Here is a 20165-nt window from a genome sequence, read left to right as displayed (position 1 = left end):
ACTCTCCCAATGTTACAGAGCGGAAAGCAGACGTTTAGTCTGTAACCGCAAAGGTTTCAAAAGGGCTCAAAGCTGATCTTTTGTCATTGTCCACGCTGTGCGATGACACCACATCGCACAGTCAAAATACTGACGTTCGTGACGAGCAAGCTATCAGCCGAACACAAGCTCTGGCACAACTACTTCCCAAACATCTCGGTGAAGGTGCACCCGGAACTCTTCCTGACTGTCGGCCTTGCGCCAGCGCACGATGGCGCCGACCTCGCCGCGGAGGAAGTTGAGTCCTTCCGGAGGTGACCAGCTTTTGGCCATGCGTCCGAGAGTTTGTCCCCGAGCATCCTGCATTATCCAAGTGAGGCCATCGCGCACGATCTGAAGTGGGGCTCCTGCCTTTGCCGCCGAGATTGCGACAAGCGAGGGATGACCCGGCCCGAGACGCCCGGCCCACGACAGGTCCACGGTCTTGAGGTTCGGCACTTGGTATAGCACAGCCGGAGAATCGGCGGCATCAGAGATGTCTGGCGCGGCGCGGCGCAGCGCATACTCTTCGCCGTCCGGGACGAACAAATGCTGTCCTTCGGCAATGATGGCAAGGCTACGTCGCGCTCTGGTCATGGCGACATAAAAGAGGCGGCGCGGCGCATCAGGATCCTCGCCCTTAGAGGGCCGGTCCCAACCGCCATTCAAAATGACGACATCGTCGAACTCCAAGCCTTTCGATCGATGCGCCGTCAGCAGCAGCAGTGCGCGCTGATCGCTGCGCGCATCATGGGCCCACTCAGCGAACCACTCGACGAGGTCAGGCACGGGCATGGTTTTGTTCGCAAGCTCTTTCGCCAGCGCGGCGACGCCTTCGGCGATCAGGTCCGTCCAGCGGTTGGACGGTATCGCGTTCAGCATACCCACCAGATCACGGACGCCCAACAAACGTGTAGTATCGCGGCGCAGGACGTCGATGAACTGCTGCATTTCGCGCAGCCGCCAGATGCTGGGCAGGCTCTCATTTGCCATCTCCACCGGAATGCCCAGCGTTTCGGCATAAGCGCGCACCGGAGCCAACCGCCGCCAGTCACGAGCTATGACCGCCGCACGCGACCAACTCCACTCCGGATCAAGGCGCGATAGGCGGACGAGTTCATCAACTGCGGTCATCGCCTGCGCCACATCGCCAGATGGGCAGTCCAGCACTTGCACCCGCCCACGGGCCACAGGATCGAGCGCCGCCATCTCTCCGCCTGGCGGCACCGTGCTGCGTTTGCGATCGATGGCAATGTCGTGGCCGGCTTTCATGCGGGCCGCGGCTGGCGCAACGACTGCGTTAGCGGCTGCAATGATATGCTCAGTCGAGCGGTAGTTCTCGACCAGGAACATCGGTCGTGCATTATAGTCGGCCTCGAACTGGCGGATGAAGCGGATGGATGCCCCAGCGAAGGCGTAGATGTTCTGATCGTCGTCGCCCACTGCAAACAAGCTGAGCCGAAGCTCCTTATCGTCCAGTGAGCGGCCTGCAACGGCGGAAATCAATGCATATTCCTCAGGGCCAATATCCTGATACTCGTCTACCAGAATCCAGCGATAGCCCTGAATCAGCGTATCACGTTGTGCCTCTGCCTCTGGTTTGCTCAGTCCTTCGCCGTTCAACTGGCGCACGGCTTCCATAACGATCCCGTCGAAGTCGTGGGAGGTCTCGCTCGACGTTCCGGCAAAGCTCGCGCCCACCAGTCGCATTGCGAGGGCGTGGCAAGTGGATATGGTCACTGCAGCCGCGTCATCGCCGATCAGATGTCGTAGCCGGATGCGTATCTCGGCGGCGGCATGCCGGTTGTAGGTCAGCACCAGGATGCCGCGGGGGTCTTCGCGGCGGACACGGATCAGGTAAGCGATGCGGTGCACCAGAACACGCGTCTTGCCCGAACCCGGTCCCGCCAGCACAAGGACGTTTGTCTGTTCGCGGTCGTCAGCGACGATCTCTTGCTGAACTGGATTCTTCAGCGCCTCAACGATCGCTTTCCAGGAGCTGCCGGTGGTTTGACGCCGGATCTCACCGCCTTTGCCGGGCATCCAGCGACGCAGAAAGGCATCGCGTTCCAGCACGAAGTAATCCTCGGACAGCCGATGCGCCTGATCCATCGCAGCAAGGCCCCTTTCGGCATAGGTCGCCATCACATGGGTCTGGATTGTCTGCTCAACGTAGTGTTCCTCTAGGGGTGTAAAGTCCTTCACGGTGAACTGGCCGCCCGAGGTGTTCAAATGGACCGTCATTGCCTGCCGGAAAATCGTTAGCCCTTTGCCCAGCGTTACCACCTCCTGCTCGTGCAGCCACAGAAGTGCGCGCTCCATCAGTTTTGTCATGTCCTGAATGCCGCTGCCGCGTAGCAGCGCGTCTCCTGTCAGGGTGGCGAGCAGATCACCCATCGTGGTTTCGACCTGGATATCCTTGCCGCGGCTGCCCTTAGGCAACCTTCCCAGAAGGTGTGCTAGCAACAGTTCGCCACCCTGCCGCCGCAGGTTTGCTGTCTGTTCCAATGCCTGCCAGGACCGTTGCAGCGTGACCATCAACGTGTTGCGCGAAGCCTTGCCCAGCCGCAAATTGCCCTTACCACCATCCTGATCGCGCCCGTCGCGGCCCATGCTGCGCAGCAGCTTTTCCACGATGTCGGGCCGCACAGCGCTGTGCCCCTGATTTCGGAGCGCCTGACAGGTTTCGGCCAGATGCAGGGGAATGCCTTCGGCACCTTCGGCATCGGGGGCTGCCTCACGCATCAGGGCAATCAGCGCCGTTTCAAGCCACGCGACCTGCGCCAGACGCTGCTGGGAATGACCGTCGACTGCAACATGGACAAAGATCGTGACGACGACGTCGTTGCGGGCGATCCCGAGCGCCTCGAGATCGGCCAACGCCTTGTTCAGCATGCCCCCTGTTAATCCGCTGATCCCAGCCAGCTCGTCAGTGGAAATGCCCTGATTGGGCGGCGCGTTCATCAAGTGGCGCGTAATATCCAGAAGCTGCTTGCGACGGGTGCCGGTGATCGCGGCCTTGGCCAGGATGGCCTCGACTTCCTCCAGGTTGCGGATCCTGAGGGATGAGGGAAAGACCTGAACCTTGTTCTCCTCTCGGCTCAGCAGCGTGGCTTCCTCCAGCCAGGACACCGCGGTCTTCACCCTGGTATCGTCGGTGTTGATGTCGCGCTCAAACTCCTGATCGCGTTCAGCTCGGACAACTTCGCCTGAGGTGGCCACCACGGTGCCGGTCTTCTTCGTCCGCTCGTCAAGTCGCCGCAGGGCCTTCAGGATCGCGCCGATTTCGTGCCGGGCCAGACGCGAGCGAGCCGAAAGCGAGAACTGGCGCTCGACGTCCTCTTCGGCAAAGAGCAGCACGCAATTGGCATGAGCGCGGTCGCGGCCGGCCCGCCCGGCTTCCTGCAAGTAGTTTTCCAGTGATCCGGGAATGTCGCCATGGACCACCAGTCGGATGTCGGGTTTGTCGATCCCCATGCCGAAGGCGTTGGTCGCAACGATAATTCGCAGTTCGCCGATGCGAAATCGTTCCTGAATGTCACGCTTCTCCTCGGACGTCAGCCCGGCGTGGAACCGTTCCGCAGACAGACCCTGCTGCTTGAGGAACTCGGCAACGCGCTGCGTCTCGCTACGCGTGGCGCAATAGACCACTGCACCCGAAGCGCCCTCCTGTGGTAGCTTGGTCTCGATCACATCGAGGATGTCGGCCAGCTTGGTGCCCCGCTGCGTCGGCCGGACCTCGAAACTGAGATTGGTGCGCACTGCGCCACCGTCCAGCAGCAAAAGTTCGCATCCAAGCCGTGACTGGAAATGCTCTCGGATGTCACGCACCACTTCGGGTTTGGCGGTGGCGGTCAAGCAGAGCACTTGCGCGGGCGCTTCATCCCCCGAGGATTCCTTGATGAAGCGGCTGACATAGCGGTAGTCCGGCCGGAAATCGTGGCCCCATTTCGACACGCAATGCGCCTCGTCCAGCACCCACAGCCCGATCGCGCGCTGCGCGAGAACCGATCGGACCGAGTTGCTGCGCAGTTGCTCGGGCGAGATCAGCAGCATTGCCGCCTCTCCCATGCGCACCCGGTCCAGCGCATCCTGCCGCTCAGGCATTGAAAGCATTCCGTTGATGGTTACGGCAGAGGAGATTCCTGCCCGCGCCATGCCCTGCACCTGATCGGCCATCAACGCGACTAGCGGCGAGATCACCACCGTCAGCGCTCCGGTCTTGTCGAACTTCGACAGGGCGGGGATCTGATAGCAGACCGATTTGCCGGTGCCGGTCGGCAGAATACCGAGGACGCTCGCCCCGCGCATCGTCTCATCGACGATCCGCTCCTGCAGGGGGCGGCCCATATCATCCACCGGCTCAGCGCGGAAGGCATCGAACCCGAACCAGCGCGACAACGCGCGGACCGGGTCGTTCTTCTCGCTACACCAGGTGCAATCTGGGCTTTTGCAATTGGCGTCGCGTAGGTGCCCCACGATCAGTGCAGCCTCGCGGAACTGCGCCCGTACCCAAGGTGGCATGACGGAGTCCCCGCCCGCGACCAAGATCCAGGACAAAGCATAGGCCATCGGCCAACCAAGCTGCGGGTTCGAGAGGCGGTTCAGCGTCTGCTCGACCCGCCTCTCGCAGGCGCGCCCCGCCAGAAGCCGTGAGATCGCTTCTGTTGCCACAAGAGGGTCGGGCGCAGGAGCACCGCGAACCTCCCGAAACACCGCGTCGAACCCGTCTGGGTTCTCCATTCTCGTAGCAAGGAAATGAAAGGCTGCGACGGCATCGGGTTGGTCGGCGTTCTGCTGGGTCAGAGCCGCGAGTTGATTGCGCAGTACCTGAAACACCAGTCGCGCATCCAGTTCAGGGTCATTGATATGGCCCGCTTGCAGGCGCCCGTCATGGTAGTGCTTGACCAGGTGGTGGTAGGGATTACGCGGAAATGCGAGCGGATTGAGCCATAGAGTGTCTATCGGTGATCTAAGAATATTCGCCAGCCTGGGCCGCACCGCGAAAAGATGAGGCAAGTCATGCCGAAGTATGTTGTGGCCGAGCAGATGCACGCCGCCAGTTGCTTCTGCTTCCAGGCGATCTAGGGCTGCCAGGAGATCGCGCTTTTTTGCCAGTATTGCGGGCCGAGCATCATCGCGCACCGCCGCAAAAGCGAAGATGCTCGCGGTTGCAGGATCAACTTCTAGGTCGATCGAAACGCAACGCTGTAGGAAGAGTTCTAAAGGTTCAGTCATACGCAACAATTTATTCAAGTGATGAAACGATTTTCGATCATGGTCGTGCGTTTGGCGAAAGGTCAACGTTCAACTTGTGCTACACAAGAACTTTGCCGGATGGCCACCTATCTAGCTCAGTTTTATAACGCGATCCTATACCGTGGCCACTGTCTCGACCGCCCCTGATACACATCACAGAGGGCATGTGCGCCGGAGTTCTTGGCGCGGTGGTAACCAGTCGCATAGCAATATCCGCCCAATGCAGCATCTCTCCCCCCATAGTACACAGTACTTCGATGCCAAGAAATAACGCGACGGGCTGAGGACTCTGAAGGCGGGCTTGCAACCGGAGGGTTGAGTGGACATCCTCTTTCGATCCGGCAGGCACCATGTGCTCAAGATCTGCGTTGAGGGCGCGAAGCTGCCGGGCGCTATGGCCGCCTGACCGCAAACTTGAGGTCCGCACGCGGAAATTATTACCGCTCCACCGTCCTGTTGACTGATGCCCAAAGCCAGGGCACAAAGGTGATATCCACGGTCGCTCGCGATGGGAAAAGAGAGGGGATTTCAAGGATTTTCCGCTAAGCCATTGAAATCATGTGATAATCCAAAGTCCCCAGGCAAGTCATTTTTGATCGATTTCTCGATCTAAATTTGCGACCAGCTCCCCCTCGGAAAAGTGGCGTCTTCTCAATAACTTGGGCGATTTCGGCCGCAGTTCCTTGGGCCATCCGTCGCGTTCGAAGGCGCTAGGAAAATTGGCTGGCACCCGCAAGCAACCCACTACAATACGTCCTGTCACCGTAGCCAATGTCTCCTCTTAGCGCGAGGCGGAAGGCCGCATTCGGCCCGAAGCGGCCGTTGGAGGAAAGCACCCCGTCACACGGCGTCGCCCCGAAGCCGGACGACATCCTTCGAGGGCGGTAGTCCGAACTGCCTTGCGTATTCCCTGCTGAACTGGTTCGGGCTTTCATAGCCAACGCCGAAGGCGACCGACGTTGCCGTTCCTTCTCCGGCCATCAAAAGCCGGCGCGCATGCAGCAGGCGGACTTGCTTCTGGTATTGGATCGGGCTGAGCGCCGTGATTGCCTTGAAGTGTCGATGGAACGCCGAGACGCTCAGAGCTGCCATTTCCGCGAGAGCCTCGACCCTCAGCGGCTTGGCAAAGTTTTCCCGAATCCATTGGATCGCAACGCCGATCCGCGACAGTGCCGCATCGGGCGCTGCAATGTCCCGCAGCATCCAACCGAGCGGGCCTTGCAGCACCCTGAAGAGGATCTCACGCTCGTAGGCAGGTGCAAGCACGGCGATTTCGTCCGGACGGTCCATCAGCCGGAGCATCCGCACCCAGGCGTCGAGGAACTCGTCATTGACCGGCGCGACGGAGAAACCGGAGCCGAACAGCTTGCTGCACACCTGCACGGGCAGATCGCTGATGAGGGCGGCGACCGTTGGCGGGTGGAGTGTCAGGCTGACCGCGAGATAGGGTTCTCCCGCCACCGAAGGGTGAACCGATCCCACCGCCGGAAGATCGACCGACATGACGAAATACGTCGCCGGGTCGTAGGCGAATGTCCGCTCGCCGACCGTCATCTTCTTCGACCCGGTCAGGATCAGGTTGATCATCGGCTCGTAGACGGCCGAAAGCCGATGCTCCGGGATCTCGCCCTGGACCATCGCAACACGGGGAATTCCCGTTTCCGTGCGGCGTTTTTCCGCCGAAGAGGCGAGGTCACGCAGATCCTGGAGTTGTTTTTCCATGGAGGAGACCGTGGCATGTCAGGATCGCCTTCGCAACAGGGAAGCAGAAATAGGCAAGCTTCGGAGAGGAATAGGTGAGCGGGCGAGACGGCGCAGGCCTAGCTTCAGGGTACAGCAAACAGCCAAGGAAATAGCCATGAAGATCGTCATCGTCACCGGAGGAAGCCGGGGTCTCGGAGCCAGCACAGCCATCGAATGCGCCGGCAAAGGAATGGGCGTCGTTGTGACCTACAACAGCAACCCTGCGAAGGCTGACGATGTTGTGAAGACGATCATGGAGATCAGCGGTCAGGCCGTCGCCTTGAAGCTCGACGTCGGCAACATCGGCGCGTTCCCGGCCTTCCGGGATTCGGTTGCATCGAAACTGCGTTCCGTCTTCGGCCGGGGCAACTTCGACTATCTCGTCAACAATGCCGGATACGGCCTCTTCAATCCGATCGCGACTGTGACGGAAGAACAGTTCGATGGGCTCTTCAACGTCCATCTCAAGGGGCCGTTCTTCCTGACCCAGATCCTGCTGCCGCTGATGGCCGACGGCGGCCAGATCATCAACATCACCAGTGCAACGACGCGCGTGGCGACTTCAGGCATCGCCCCCTATGCCTCCTTCAAGGGTGGTCTGGAAGTCCTGACCCGCTACATGGCCAAGGAGTTCGGCGAGCGGGGCATCCGGGCGAATTCGATCGCGCCCGGCGCAATCCGCACGGAACTCGGCGGCGGCCTGAACGACGAGTTCAAGGCGATACTCGCAGGCCAGACGGCGCTCGGCCGCGTTGGCGAGCCTGAAGAGATCGGTGAAGTCGTCGCCAGCCTTCTGTCTTTCGAGAACCGCTGGGTCAACGCCCAGAACATCGAGGTCGCGGGCGGCTACATCATCTGAACGAAGGAGAGCAATATGCTCGACCATGTCTTCATTTCCGTCAGCGACATCGATCGCTCGATCGCCTTCTACGAGGCGGCGCTGGCCCCACTCGGCATCGTTCACGCCCACGACTACGAAGGGAAGGACGGCCCTCCCGGTCATCCGGATCTGAAAGGGTTCGGGGCGAACGGCCGGGTATTCTTCTGGCTCCGCGAAGGCGTGGTCGAAGGCCGTGCGGCCCATGTCGGCTTCGTCGCCGATGGCACCTCCCAGGTCGACGCAGCCTTCGCCGCCGCCATGACGGCAGGCGCCTCGGCAATCCATCCGCCGGGAGCACAGCTCCACTACGACCCCCGCTACTACGCCGCCCAGGTCCGTGATCCGGACGGCTACAGCCTCGAATTCGTCTACAAGGAATGGCAGCACTGACATGACCAAACTGATGATCTACGGCGCGACCGGCTATACCGGCCGCATGGCGGCGCGGCATGCGAAGGCGGCAGGTACGCCGCTTGTTCTCGCCGGCCGAAACGAAGCGACCCTTTCGACGCTTTCTGCGGAACTCGGCGTCGAATACCGCGTCTTTGGTCTCGACGATGCTGCAACGATCGATGCCGGTCTGGCCGGCATCTCCGTCCTCCTAAACTGCGCGGGGCCGTTTATGCGCACTGCCGATGCCCTGATGAAGGCGTCTATCCGCAACAGTATCCACTATCTCGACACGGCTGCCGAACTCGACAGCTATCGTCTGGCCGAGACCTTGGACGACAGAGCGAAGGCGGCAGGTGTCATGCTGATGCCGGGCGGCGGTGGCAGCGTCGCCATGCTCGGTAGCCTCGCAGGACATGCGGTGTCGCGTGTGAGCAACCCTCGCAAGATCAGGATCGCGCTGCATGTGGCGGGCGGACTTTCACGCGGGTCGGCGATCAGCGCCAACGAGAACGTCACCGTCGAGACCCTGGCGCGGGTGGACGGCGAGCTTGTTGCCATTGCCGCCGACGGAATTCGGAAATTCGATTTCGGCAAGGGTGCCGTCGACTGCTTCCCGGTCACACTGCCCGACCTCATCACCATCTGGCGGGCGACGGGCGTTCCCGACGTCGAAACCTTCGTGCATGTTACCGGCGACGGCTTCCCACAGGGTGATCTCTCGACGCTCCCGGACGGGCCGAGCGAAGACGAGCGACTAGCGAACCGCTACCGGGCGTCCATCGAAGTGACCGGCGCGGATGGGAAGGTCACCCGTTCCGTCCTCGATACGGTCAACGGCTACACTTTCACGGCGATGGCGGCAGCCGAGGCTGGTCGGCGCGTCCTGGGCGGCGAAGTCCGTCCCGGTTTCCAGACGCCCGCGACCCTGTTCGGCACCGGCTTCGCGCAGACCATCGCCGACACCTCGATCAACGATGTCTGAGAAACCCGGAACCATGCAAAAACTCGTCGAATCCTTCATCGCGACCGCCAATGCCTTCGACGTCGAAGGAGCATTGTCCCTGTTCGCAACCGACGCCGTCATCGACGATGTTTCGGTCGGCAACGCCTTCGTTGGTCGCACTGGTGTCCGCCAATACCTCGAGCGGTTCTTCGTCGGCTACAGCACCAACAGCAAGCCGCTATCCATGGAAGAACTGGACACCTTCCATTCGTACGTCCGGCTCGATTTCACCGGCGATTTCGGACACGAGATCGGCATCCTGAAGATCGCGATCAATCCCACCGGCCTGATCGAGCGCATCGACGCCGATCTCGAATAACCGGCTTAACAGCAGTTCTTAGGACCACAACCATTGGCGCGCAGCGCGCCGATGCCGGGGAAGGTGTGCGTTCCGCAGGCCTCCGGCACGACAAGGAGCACGTTCATGACCATATCGCCATCGTTCGCACAGGACGCAGCAGACAGGCTCGCCGTTGTCGAGGCTCTCTATCGCTTCGCCGCCGGTATCGATCTTCGCGACAACAATCTCCTCGCCTCGTCGCTGGCGGAAAATGCCGTCTCCGACTTCCGACCGGCTGCCGCCAAGGCCGGCTTCGACTATCCGGTCATCGAGGGCCGGGATGTCATAGTCTCCGCGCTGACGACATCGCTCGCCACCCTTGACACCACGCATTCCGTCAGCAATCCGCGGGTAACGATCAATGGCGACACGGCGCGCATGGATGTTCTCGTCGAGGCGCAGCACATTCCCCGCAGCGATCCCTCGCGTCACTACCTGATGAAGAACCGTTACGACGTCGAGCTGAAGAGGAGCGGCGACATCTGGGTCATCACCCGCAACACGGTCGACAATATCTGGCGCTCCGGTGACATCGGAGTTCTTTCCGGGATCTAGCCTCTATTATGTGTGCTCAAGGAGGGCGGTGGCGAGACATTGTCACCGCTTTAGTAGCTTATGGCGGCGAGGTAGCGCGATGTCTACTTTGGCGCAATGCGGCCATCCCCGGCGATGTCACCTTCTTCGTGAAAGCGGAAATTATTGCCGCTCTGGCGCCCCGTTGACTGATGCCCAAAGCCAGGGCACAAAGGTGGCGTCCGTGGTCGCTCGCGATGGGAAAACAAAGGGAATTCCAAGACTTTCCAACTAAGTCATTGAAATCATGTGGGAATCCAGGTCTCCCAGGAGAATAATTTTTGACCGATTTTTCGATCCAAATTGGCGACTATCTCCCGCACCGAAAAGTGGCGTCTTCTCAATAAGTTGGGCGATCTTGGGCGCAGTTCCTTTGGCCTTCCGTCGTGTTCGAACGCGGCTGGAAAACTGGCTGGGGACCCTGCGGGCAATGACCGCAACGGGCCGCGAGCCGAGTAGCGGCCTTGGGGCACATGATTGGCTTAAGCGGACGTTTAATTGGGGCAGCCCACTGCAATGAAATGCCATTTGTGTCGTGAGGTAGCTTCCGAAGAATGCTGGGATCCAAGTCATAGTTGACCTTCGTCGGCAGACCACAGGCATACTATGATCTCCCAAGAAAATGAAACGGTCGCGGAGTTATACCGCGACCGCATGACATAAATTGTACACTTCCGGATTCCATTTACGACTTCGTCTTCCAGGAAACTGTTGAGTGGATCGTGTGGCGTCTGTTGCTGGTAAACGGCCTTACCAGCGATGACCACCTCCCTGCTTCGACAGCTTTGGCCCACTGTGATCCCAAGATGATTTCCGGGTCTGCTAGCTCATAAAGGGCCGTAAATCCGGGCTCCGCTGGAAAGGAAAGGGTCTGCACCTCCCCGCCCAAAGCAATCCGCAACTCTTCATTCCGGCGAAACCTGCGCACCGAACGAACACCCGGCACTTCGAGCAATGCAGGAATATGTTCGGTCTCGTAGACTTCGTGGAACAACGATTCGTGAGACGGATCGACATCCATTTGCACAGAAAGAAACCAAGGATGTTCAAGCTGCTTCATTGACATCTCCCATTGCAAAAGTCAGCCGAGACATGGCTTCGGCCAGTTGTTCTGACGGTTCATTGAGTGCAATTCGAATGAACCTGCCTGACTCATCACCGAAGATCTCGCCATTCGAAATATGCACACCGAATGCCGCGCTCCGCTGCACGACCAAGCTTGCCGGAGCACTCATTTCCGGCAGTTTTGCCCAGACAAACATGGAGCTTAGGTTTTGGCGCTCCGTGTCTACCTTAAAGCCGATCGCTCGAAGCGCCTCGACGACGACGACGCGCCTCGATGCGATTTCTTTCCGGAGTTCTGAGACGCCTGGCATATGGGACCAAGCGTATTCTGCCACACGCTGTGCCGCATAGGGCACCCCGTTTAGCACGGCATACCGATCCGCGACGGAAGCAATCCAATTCGGATTGCCCGCAACCGAACCAACCCGATATCCGCAAGCACCAAACGTCTTCGATATGCTGATCGCTTCGATCGCTGTCGGCTCCAAACCGATCAAGCTGATCGGGCGGTCGGTCTCGTAGAGTTCGTTATAGACGGCGTCGGACAAGATCCTGATATCGAACTCTCTGCAGACATCGCGTATGACAAGAAGTTCGTCGTAGTCGAAGGTGCGTCCTGTCGGATTGTGTGGATTGTTGAGCAACAGAACACCGCCCGTCAACATCGCGAATAGATCCCCGATATCCTTCTTTTGAAGACGCCCGCTGGGCAAAGGAATTGGGACAGGTAGCATTCCGCTTCCCACGACAGTTGCGGGAAACGCATTGAAATATGGCTTGAAAAAGCCGCAAGGTCGACCCTGACGCGCCGCTGCCCGAAGGCCGAAGTAAATAGCCGGGAGTGCGCCATGAGTAATGAGCACACCCTTCGGCCCAAGCTCGACACCATGAGCCGAGGCAAAATAGTCTGCCACCTTCGAGCGGGTAGAGGCGAGCCCCAAGGGGCTCGGGTATTGACTGGCTCCAGGCTCGTTGATAGCGGTGTGCAAAGCGTGCACGAGATCCTGGTGTAGCGATCCATCAAGATCGCCAATGGCCAATTTGTGCTCCCGTTCCATCACGCCATCTCCATCTGGTTCACGGGTACGAAAACGCCAAGACCTTCATGGGCGGTGTAGCGTAACACAGTAGAGTGCATCCGATCCCAGATGTCGGGATCGACCCCGATGCCAGTGATGATGGCATCCACATCGCTTTCGCGGCCAACTTCACGAAGAAGGCGAGCGACCTGTGCCCCCTTCAAAGTGGCGAGAAGTTCGCGATCATCCGGGAACGCTTCAGCAGACGCCAAGGCGATTCTGGCTTCGTCATCCAAATCCTGGCGCGAAATTCCCGTTCGAGCGATCCACTCCTTAAAGAAGCGCCCTGCGCAAACGTTGTCCTCAATCGTTGCTGAGCCATAGAAGCCGCCTGCGACCACCACAAGCGAACCACAGCCATCTTTGATCGCAGCTTCAACGACTGATCCAATATTTTGGAAGCAGCCAATGTAAACCTCGGCATTCTCAATGGTGGTCGCGAGTTCGACGGCATGGGCACCGTTGGTGGATTCAAAGCGAACCCAGCGGCTCCCGAACATGTCCGAGCGCACCTCGGTCGGCGAGTTTCCCATTACACCGCCATTGATGGGCCTTCCGTGCAATTCGCCAGCGCGAACCCATTCGCCGTCGGGGGCGAAAGGTGCCGGCAAGCCGACACCCTCCTTTGATTTGATCTTGATCAGGATACCGCGAGGCCCGGTGGCGCCAATAGCGACCCAACTCGTCGTTGCGCGAAGCGCGTCCACAACAACAATTGCGACTTTGTCCTGGCACGGCAAGTGCGGAGCCTTTGCCTCGAAGGCATTGGGCGAGGCCGAAAAGAAGGCTCGGAAGTCGCCCAGCGCAACTGCCTGTGCCGGGGCTTTCAACACCGATTTGTCTTTTTCATGAAGAGTAATCTTTTCCATGTTAGCTTTCCTTCTCGTCGGTGCTGTTAGGACACGGCAACACAAAATGCGGCAAGCGCGGCCTGAGCGATCTCGGCATCCTGCTCGACAGTTCCGCCCGCGATGCCAAGCCCGCCGATGACAACGCCATCGATCGTGATCGGAAAGCCTCCGGGAACGTTGGTCAGCAGGCCGCTACTTGCCAGCGGCAGTTCGATGGCGAGTTCGGGAGACATCCAGCCGGTTGGACGGCGCGTGGATGCGGCGGTCTGTGCCTTCTTGCGTGAAGTCTCACGAGAGTGCGGGTTAGCTCCATCCATGCTTGCAAAAGCAATCGGCTCAAGGCTCGGGCCGACGACCGAGACCGTTATCGCGATCTCCAGCTTATTCGCCTCAGCGAAACTGCATTGAATGATGTCAAGGGATGCCGCTGCGGTGACGACAGAGCGCTTATAGGCTTCGATTTTGAAGTTCATGTCTGCTTCTCCTGGTTAAACTCGAACGGCCGGTTGCCGCTCGTGACCTTGGAGTCGCATGTTCAATTGCCCGGACGCTAAGTGTCCTAATGCCCGGAAAGTGGCGCAATTGCCCGGAATGGCTTGTTAACTCCGGGTGCATGAAATTTTGATCAGCAATTAGGTGCTGTAAATTTGGGGCCGAAGCACCGCACCTCAGGTTCTCGATGTAATGCGTCTATAGCGCTCCGCCTGATCACCCAGCGTTTCAGGCTGGATTCGTGAGATGTCTAAACCAAAAGCCTCAACATTCGATAGAGCCCAGATGACATCTCGGTCAGAGAGCGCGCTTCCGAGAATGGAAGTCAACGAAAACTCGTCGGCAGTGATCCGTCGCTTGGTCATCTCGTCGAAGACTTTTTTCAACTGAGTCCGATTGCGTGACTTCAAGAGGAGTGAATTAAACATGTTGATGGTGACAATCACTCTGGGCGGCCGACGCGTTCGATAATTTTCCCAAGCAAGTTCCCAAGGCTCAAGCTTTCGAAGAAAAATAGTGAAGCTTATGTGGCTTTGTGTGAGACAGTATTTTGCGTAAAGGTTCCAAATCTCTTCCGCTTTGTCTGCGCTTTCGCTGTTCGAAAGCATGCGATCAAAGGATGTGATACTTTGCTTTCCGTTTTCCTCGTCTATGGCTTTTAGAAAAGCCTGAGCCTCTTCAACCGATCGGCAACAGCCTATGAATGTTTTGTAGTGTCTCCCATCAGGCTTGACCCCGGCCTCTTTCATCATCGCGAGAAGTTCGCGAACGCCTTCCATCGATTTGGTGCTTTCAGCAAGCTTGCTGAAGACGGTCGGGTCAGGCTGAACCTCAGCCTCTTTCATCATCGCGAGAAGTTCGCGAACGCCGTCCATCGATTTGGTGCTTTCAGCAAGCTTGCTGAAGACGGTCGGGTCAGGCTTGACCCCGGCCTCTTTCATCATCGCGAGAAGTTCGCGAACGCCGTCCATGGATCTGGTGCTTTCAGCAAGCCTGCTGAAGATGGTCGGGTCAGGCTGAACCCCAGCCCCTTTCATCATCGCGAGAAGTTCGCGAACGCCGTCCATCGATTTGCTGCTGTCGGCAAGCTTGCTGAAGACGGTCGGGTCAGGCTGAACCCCAGCCTCTTTCATCATCGCGAGAAGTTCGCGAACGCCGTCCATCGATTTGCTGCTTTGGGCAAGCCTGCTGAAGACGATTGGGGCAGGCTTATTGCCCACTTCTTCAAGAATTTCGAGGAAAACTCGCGCATCTTCGATATTCTTGCAAACATTAATAGCCGACAGCGATATCGCATACTGGCTTAATTCCCACCCATCGAACTTTGCGACCTTAATAAACTGTCGAAATTCGTCCATTCCCTTTATTAAGCTTGCGGCTTTGGTTATTATAGAACCGTGCAGTCTATCCAGTTTGTGCAAGCTTGCAATGTATTTTATTATTTCATATCCATCATTTATTTTTGAGATTTTAATGAGTAAGTCTGCTGTTGTTTCATCCTCGATCGGACTTTTATTTTCCTCACCGCAGAACTCCAAGAAAATATTTGAAACTTGGCCAGAAAAATTCTCTAATAAATGGTTCAATGCCCATCTTCTACCTCTTGGGGCTGTAAGCCGCCTCGAAAAAGCTGTAAGTATTGCCCAGTCTCCCTTTGTTGGGCCGCCTTGCGTGAGAATTTTTTTCAATACATATCGAAAATCGTGTGCGGCTTCGCCGCTGTCCAACGGCTTGTCTTGCAGTATAGTTATATGCGGTTCGTCTTCTGCCCCGTAAACTTCATAGATATGAACTTTGTCTATAGTTCTTGGGTTGGTTTTCGAAACCAAATCAAACTGGCTACGATCGAATATCGCTGAAGTCAAAATCGCGCCATCAAATGAAACGCCGTCCACATTGGAACGACGAAAATCGATGCCTTCCCAGTTTCCGTGTTCAAAAAAGGAGCTAGGATTGTAACCAGCTTCTAAGACGGTTTTGACGGGGTCTCTACAATCTGACGCTAAGATTGCTTCGATAGCTTTGGCTTCCGTCTCGGTGAGGATGATGTCATCTTCAGAAAATATCCAATCAATCATCCGACCCCTCAACCATTATGTTGCCGCCAGCAAATTCGTAGCGCCCTTTCATATCAAGCCGCTTTTTCAGTACTTGCGCAATCAGCTTTTCCCTTGCGGAAATCGTCTTTTCTTCGTCTAAGTTGCAGTCTTTCGCATCCAGTAGGTGTATCATTGTATAGAAATTCTTATTTTCTACACTCATCACGATTTTGACATTGTCTTTAGGCTTGGACGCAAACTCCATCAGAGAGGCATTAACCAATTGGCCCAGGTTTATCTGGTGGCTCGGTGGCTTGAGCATTTCCCATTCCCATCCCCATTCCGATTTCCAATCGCGATCTGGATAAACCAATCGAACCGTTGTGCCTATGACCTTTCCGTCTTGGGTCTCCGGTTCTGCTGGCGACAGGAAGATGAGCTTGAAATTTGGCTTGCGTTCACCTTCTTCTGAGGGGAGCGTCACAATAATTGAAATGTTAATAAATCCCAGCGTCGCATCGATTTTTTTTGGACTCGAAGTGGCAAGTATTACATCTTTTCTAATCGTATTCAGGCGAACAGCACCAATGCGAACTTTATGAGACATTTCGCTGTCGGGTCCCAGCGGCTCTACAGTCGGCGTCCGGACTTCAATTAGGTCGAATACAGATTCATCAACATAAAAATAGTTCGTGAATTCCTTATCTTTCGAGATGTCTACGTTGAAGCTTTCGTAGAATGCGGCCAAAACTCTTTTTGGACGTGTGACTGGATTCTTCCGAGTGCCGTTTCTCGTTGTAAGACGCCAATCGTCAATCGTACTTGCACCTGCTAGCCAGTAACCTGACTCACCAAACCTTCCAAGCTTACGAACAAGTTTCTCTTGTATTAGGTCAGCACGTGCCCCCGAACCCAAACGGCCGTCCCGTAGGCTATCATAAAAAGAAAATAAAACTTCGAGGTCTAATTCAATTGGCTCGGAGGGATCAGACATGAGCAATCCTGGGAAACTGTATCCCATAGAGCTTCAGTTTGCTGCTCCTAAGATGTCAAGTTGAAAAACAGCAATGAGCAACAGAGCAAGCATAAGGTAGAAGGATACCCTGCACCGGGAATATTCTTCAGCGTCGATCGGTGCGGTCGGCAAATTCCGGATGGAATAGGCATGTGCCCAACCATCCATTTGAAAGTCAGCTTTCATGAAGTTCAGCCGAAGGTTCGAACGTCCGAAATGGCGGCGCGAAGCGGCCATCCCCGCGATGACCGCGGGAGCGTAAACTTCGGCCTAAAGGCGGAAATTATTGCCGCTTCAACCCCGTGTTGACTGATGCCCAAAGCCAGGGCACAAAGGTGGCATCCACGGTCGCTCGCGATGGGAAAACAGAGGGAATTTCAAGGCTCTTCAACTAAGTCTTTGAAATCATGTGAGAATCCAGGTTCCCCAGCCAATCTATCTAGATTTCCCGAACCTACTGAGCATTTGACGTCGATATCAATTGGCGATGTCACAACTCGATCTGCGATCACCGCGCAGCGACCAGCACGCGCTCCCACGTTGACGGATATCAATTGCCGGCAAACCCTGGCGGTTATCCTCCTCGATTGGGCGCCTCTCCGTTTTCCCAATGAGGGTGGCGCAGTTTGATCTGGAGCGCCGATGCCTCTAAATTCAGTCTTCGCCCATTCCCAGCCCGAGCTGAACGATACGTCCCCTGAGGGGTTGAGCAGTGCCGAGGTGGCAGGGCGTCTGGCGCGATTCGGCCTGAACCGCCTTCCCGAGCCCAAAACCTCCTCCCTGCTCCTGATCTTCCTCGCGCAATTCCGCAGCCCGCTCATCTATATCCTGCTGATCGCGGCTGTGGTCTCGCTTCTCGTCAGCGAGGCCGAGGATGCGGTGTTCATCGGCATCGTTTTGGTGTTGAACGGCGTGATCGGCGGCATCCAGGAATATTCCGCCGGCCGCGCTGCGGCAGCCTTGCGCAGTCTTGAACAGCCGGTCGCGATCGTCATCCGCGATGGGACGGCGCAGGAGATCGAGGCGTGCCTGCTGGTTCCGGGCGACCTCGTCCGGATCGAGGCCGGCGGCCGCATCCCGGCCGATATCGAGCTTTTCGAGACCAATGACCTGCTCTGCGACGAGTCGCTTCTGACGGGCGAATCCGCGCCGGCGCGCAAGACCGTCACCGCCATAGGGGCGCCGAACGAAAAAAGGAAATCCGGCCTTGCGTTTGCAGGCAGCCTTGTCACGCGCGGTCGCGGCACCGGTCTGGTCGTTGCGACCGGCCTTTCGACCGAAATCGGCAGGATCGCCGCCGAGATCGGCAGGGTCTCGACCAGCCAGCCGCCGCTGATGATCCGGTTGAAGCATTTTTCGAACATGATCGCCTGGAGCGTCGGGCTCGCCTCCGTCCTCCTCATCGCCGTTGGCCTGTTTCGCGGGCTTGCCTGGAGCGACCTGTTCCTGATGTCGGTCGGGCTTGCGGTCAGCGCCATTCCGGAAGGCCTGCCGATCGCCATCTCGATCGCCTTGGCGATCAGCATGCGCCGCATGGCCAGGCGCAATGTCATCGTTCGCCGCATGCCGGCCGTCGAGTCCCTCGGCTCCTGCACGATGATCGCCACAGACAAGACGGGGACGCTGACTCTCAACGAGCTGACAGTCACCGATATCCGCCTGCCCGACAGCAGCGAACTCGTGCTCGATGCCGGCATGGATCTCGATACCTGCGAGATCCGCGGGTCGAACCTCAGCCCGGCGGAGGCGCGTGATCGTGCCGAGAGACTGCTGAAGGCGGCCGTTCTGCCCAATGAGGGCGCACTTACCCGCCATGCGGACGGCTGGAAAGGCGTCGGCGATACGGTCGACATCGCTCTCCTGGCTGCGGCCCGCAAGGGCGGCCTCGAGCAGCAGGCGATGAAGGACAGCTACCCGCTGATCGCGCGCATCCCCTATGAGCCGGACCTCAAATATGCCGCCTCGTTCCACCGCCGGGGCGAGCGGGTACGCATCTTCGTCAAGGGATCGGCGGAAACCCTGATCGACATGGCGGACCGGATGGATGGCGGCAACGGCATTGTGCCGATCGATCGCGAGATGCTTCTCCGGCAAAAGCAGGAGATGGCCGAGCGCGGGCTCAGGGTGCTCGCGTTTGCGGAAGGGGAAATCCGAGGCGGTTCGGACGAGACCTTCGGTCTTCATCACCTGGTCGAGCTGATGTTTCTCGGCCTTGCCGGCATGCAGGATCCGATCCGTCCGGAAGTTCCGCAGGCGATCCGGGATTGCTGCGCCGCCGGTATAACGGTGGTGATGATGACCGGCGACGATCCGAAGACGGCCGCCGCCATCGCCGCGGAGGCCGGGTTGCGGTTCACGCCCGATCAGATCACTACCGGCGCCGAGGTCGGAAAGGCGGAGGTGGCCGGGCAGAACACACTCGACGTGCTGACCGGGCGGGCGCGGATCTATGCCCGGGTCGCCCCGGCGCAGAAGCTCGCGATCGTGCTGTCGCTCGCCCGTAACGGCCATTTCGTGGCCGTTACGGGCGACGGAATCAACGACGCTCCCGCCTTGAAACACGCCCATGTGGGCGTGGCGATGGGCCGCAAGGGAACTGAGGTCGCCAAGGAAAGCGCCGATATCGTCGTCACCGACGACAATTTCGCGTCGATCGTCAGCGGCATCCGCGAAGGCCGCACCGCCTATTCGAATATCCGCAAGGTGATCCTGATGCTTACCGCAACGGGGGCTGCCGAAATGCTGCTCTTCCTGCTGGCAATCCCGCTCGGGCTGCCCATGCCGCTGCTTCCGGTGCAACTGCTCTGGCTCAATCTCGTCACCAACGGCATCCAGGATGTCGCACTTGCCGGCGAGAAGCCGGAGGGGGACGAACTGGCGCGGCCGCCGCGCCGTCCGAAGGAACCGATCTTCGACCGGTTGATGATACGACGGATCGTCCAGTCGATGCTGGTTATCGGCGGCGGCGGTTTCGCGATCTTCTCCTATCTTCTGTACCAGAGCTACGAGATTTCGCAGGCGCGCAACATGCTGCTGTTGCTTTTCGTGCTCTTCGAAAACATCCAGACCTTCACCAGCCGCTCGGAGCGCCGATCGATCTTCTCGTTGAACTTCTTCGGCAACCCGCTGCTGATCCTCACCGTCATCGCCGCCCAGGCCATCCATATTTCGGCGATGTATCTTCCCTGGTTTCGCGAAACCCTCGATCTCGCTCCGATCTCGTTTGCCGAATGGGCTTTGATGCTGCTTGCCGCTTCCTCAATCCTGGCCGTCACCGAACTGGACAAATGGCACCTCCGCAGACGAGCCCGGCCTGATCGCCCTTCGCACCCTTCGGGATTGCGCTAGGTCAAGGTCCGTGTGGGTGCGATGGGAGAAGCTTGAAGTCAGAGACGGATGATCACAACCAGAGGAG

14 protein-coding genes are annotated in these 20165 nt (G+C 58.1%); 6 read left to right on the top strand and 8 right to left on the bottom strand.

The genetic code is table 11. From position 1 onward, the window contains the following. Window positions 1-153: 153 nt before the first annotated feature. Both J2857_RS14100 and J2857_RS14095 read right to left on the bottom strand, forming a co-directional pair. Window positions 154-5256: a RecQ family ATP-dependent DNA helicase gene (locus tag J2857_RS14100; protein ID WP_210011674.1), complete on the bottom strand. Its 5103-nt coding sequence runs from the start codon at window positions 5254-5256 to the stop codon at window positions 154-156. 861 nt (window positions 5257-6117) lie between these two features. Next, a complete protein-coding gene (locus J2857_RS14095; protein ID WP_210010761.1) occupies window positions 6118-6999 on the bottom strand; it encodes an AraC family transcriptional regulator in 882 nt (293 codons plus the stop codon). A 136-nt stretch (window positions 7000-7135) separates the two neighbouring features. Here J2857_RS14095 and J2857_RS14090 point away from each other — a divergent pair, with 136 nt between their 5' ends. From J2857_RS14090 to J2857_RS14070, 5 genes are all read left to right on the top strand, one after another. Beyond that, entirely contained in the window at window positions 7136-7879 is a 744-nt protein-coding gene (locus J2857_RS14090; protein ID WP_210010760.1) for an SDR family NAD(P)-dependent oxidoreductase, read from the top strand. A gap of 15 nt (window positions 7880-7894) precedes the next feature. Beyond that, window positions 7895-8290 carry a VOC family protein gene (locus J2857_RS14085; RefSeq protein ID WP_210010759.1) on the top strand — a complete coding sequence of 132 codons (396 nt, stop codon included), beginning with the start codon at window positions 7895-7897 and terminating at the stop codon, window positions 8288-8290. 1 nt (window position 8291) lies between these two features. Continuing rightward, window positions 8292-9275, top strand: a complete 984-nt coding sequence (locus tag J2857_RS14080; RefSeq protein WP_210010758.1) for a saccharopine dehydrogenase family protein — start codon at window positions 8292-8294, stop codon at window positions 9273-9275. A 13-nt stretch (window positions 9276-9288) separates the two neighbouring features. After that, a complete protein-coding gene (locus J2857_RS14075; RefSeq protein ID WP_210010757.1) occupies window positions 9289-9615 on the top strand; it encodes a nuclear transport factor 2 family protein in 327 nt (108 codons plus the stop codon). Between the two features lie 105 nt (window positions 9616-9720). After that, window positions 9721-10191, top strand: a complete 471-nt coding sequence (locus J2857_RS14070; RefSeq protein ID WP_210010756.1) for a nuclear transport factor 2 family protein — start codon at window positions 9721-9723, stop codon at window positions 10189-10191. Window positions 10192-10894: 703 nt separating this feature from the next. On the opposite strand, the gene J2857_RS14065 is transcribed toward J2857_RS14070, so the two are convergent. The 6 genes from J2857_RS14065 to J2857_RS14040 all read right to left on the bottom strand — a co-directional run bounded on the left by J2857_RS14065 (window position 10895) and on the right by J2857_RS14040 (window position 16729). Then, entirely contained in the window at window positions 10895-11269 is a 375-nt protein-coding gene (locus tag J2857_RS14065; RefSeq protein ID WP_210010755.1) for a DUF4286 family protein, read from the bottom strand. After that, window positions 11256-12332 carry a pyridoxal phosphate-dependent aminotransferase gene (locus tag J2857_RS14060; protein ID WP_210010754.1) on the bottom strand — a complete coding sequence of 359 codons (1077 nt, stop codon included), beginning with the start codon at window positions 12330-12332 and terminating at the stop codon, window positions 11256-11258. Before J2857_RS14060 ends, J2857_RS14065 begins: the two co-directional genes overlap by 14 nt. Then, entirely contained in the window at window positions 12332-13222 is an 891-nt protein-coding gene (locus J2857_RS14055; RefSeq protein ID WP_210010753.1) for a 2-phosphosulfolactate phosphatase, read from the bottom strand. Before J2857_RS14055 ends, J2857_RS14060 begins: the two co-directional genes overlap by 1 nt. Window positions 13223-13248: 26 nt before the next feature. Further along, the gene (locus J2857_RS14050) at window positions 13249-13677 is read right to left on the bottom strand and encodes a GlcG/HbpS family heme-binding protein (RefSeq protein WP_210010752.1); all 429 of its coding nucleotides are present in this window, start codon (window positions 13675-13677) and stop codon (window positions 13249-13251) included. A 195-nt stretch (window positions 13678-13872) separates the two neighbouring features. Next, on the bottom strand, window positions 13873-15774 hold the full coding sequence (locus tag J2857_RS14045; protein WP_210010751.1) for a hypothetical protein: 1902 nt from the start codon (window positions 15772-15774) through the stop codon (window positions 13873-13875). Further along, window positions 15767-16729: a hypothetical protein gene (locus tag J2857_RS14040; RefSeq protein ID WP_210010750.1), complete on the bottom strand. Its 963-nt coding sequence runs from the start codon at window positions 16727-16729 to the stop codon at window positions 15767-15769. The genes J2857_RS14045 and J2857_RS14040 overlap by 8 nt, the downstream gene beginning before the upstream one ends. A gap of 663 nt (window positions 16730-17392) precedes the next feature. Between J2857_RS14040 and J2857_RS14035 the strand changes: the two genes are divergently transcribed. Then, on the top strand, window positions 17393-20098 hold the full coding sequence (locus J2857_RS14035; protein WP_210010749.1) for a cation-translocating P-type ATPase: 2706 nt from the start codon (window positions 17393-17395) through the stop codon (window positions 20096-20098). Window positions 20099-20165: the final 67 nt, after the last annotated feature.

Source organism: Neorhizobium galegae, from assembly GCF_017877055.1.
Classification (GTDB): Bacteria; Pseudomonadota; Alphaproteobacteria; order Rhizobiales; family Rhizobiaceae; genus Neorhizobium; species Neorhizobium galegae_D.
Note: the sequence above shows the minus strand (reverse complement) of the source record. Positions and strands in the feature narration are given on the sequence as shown.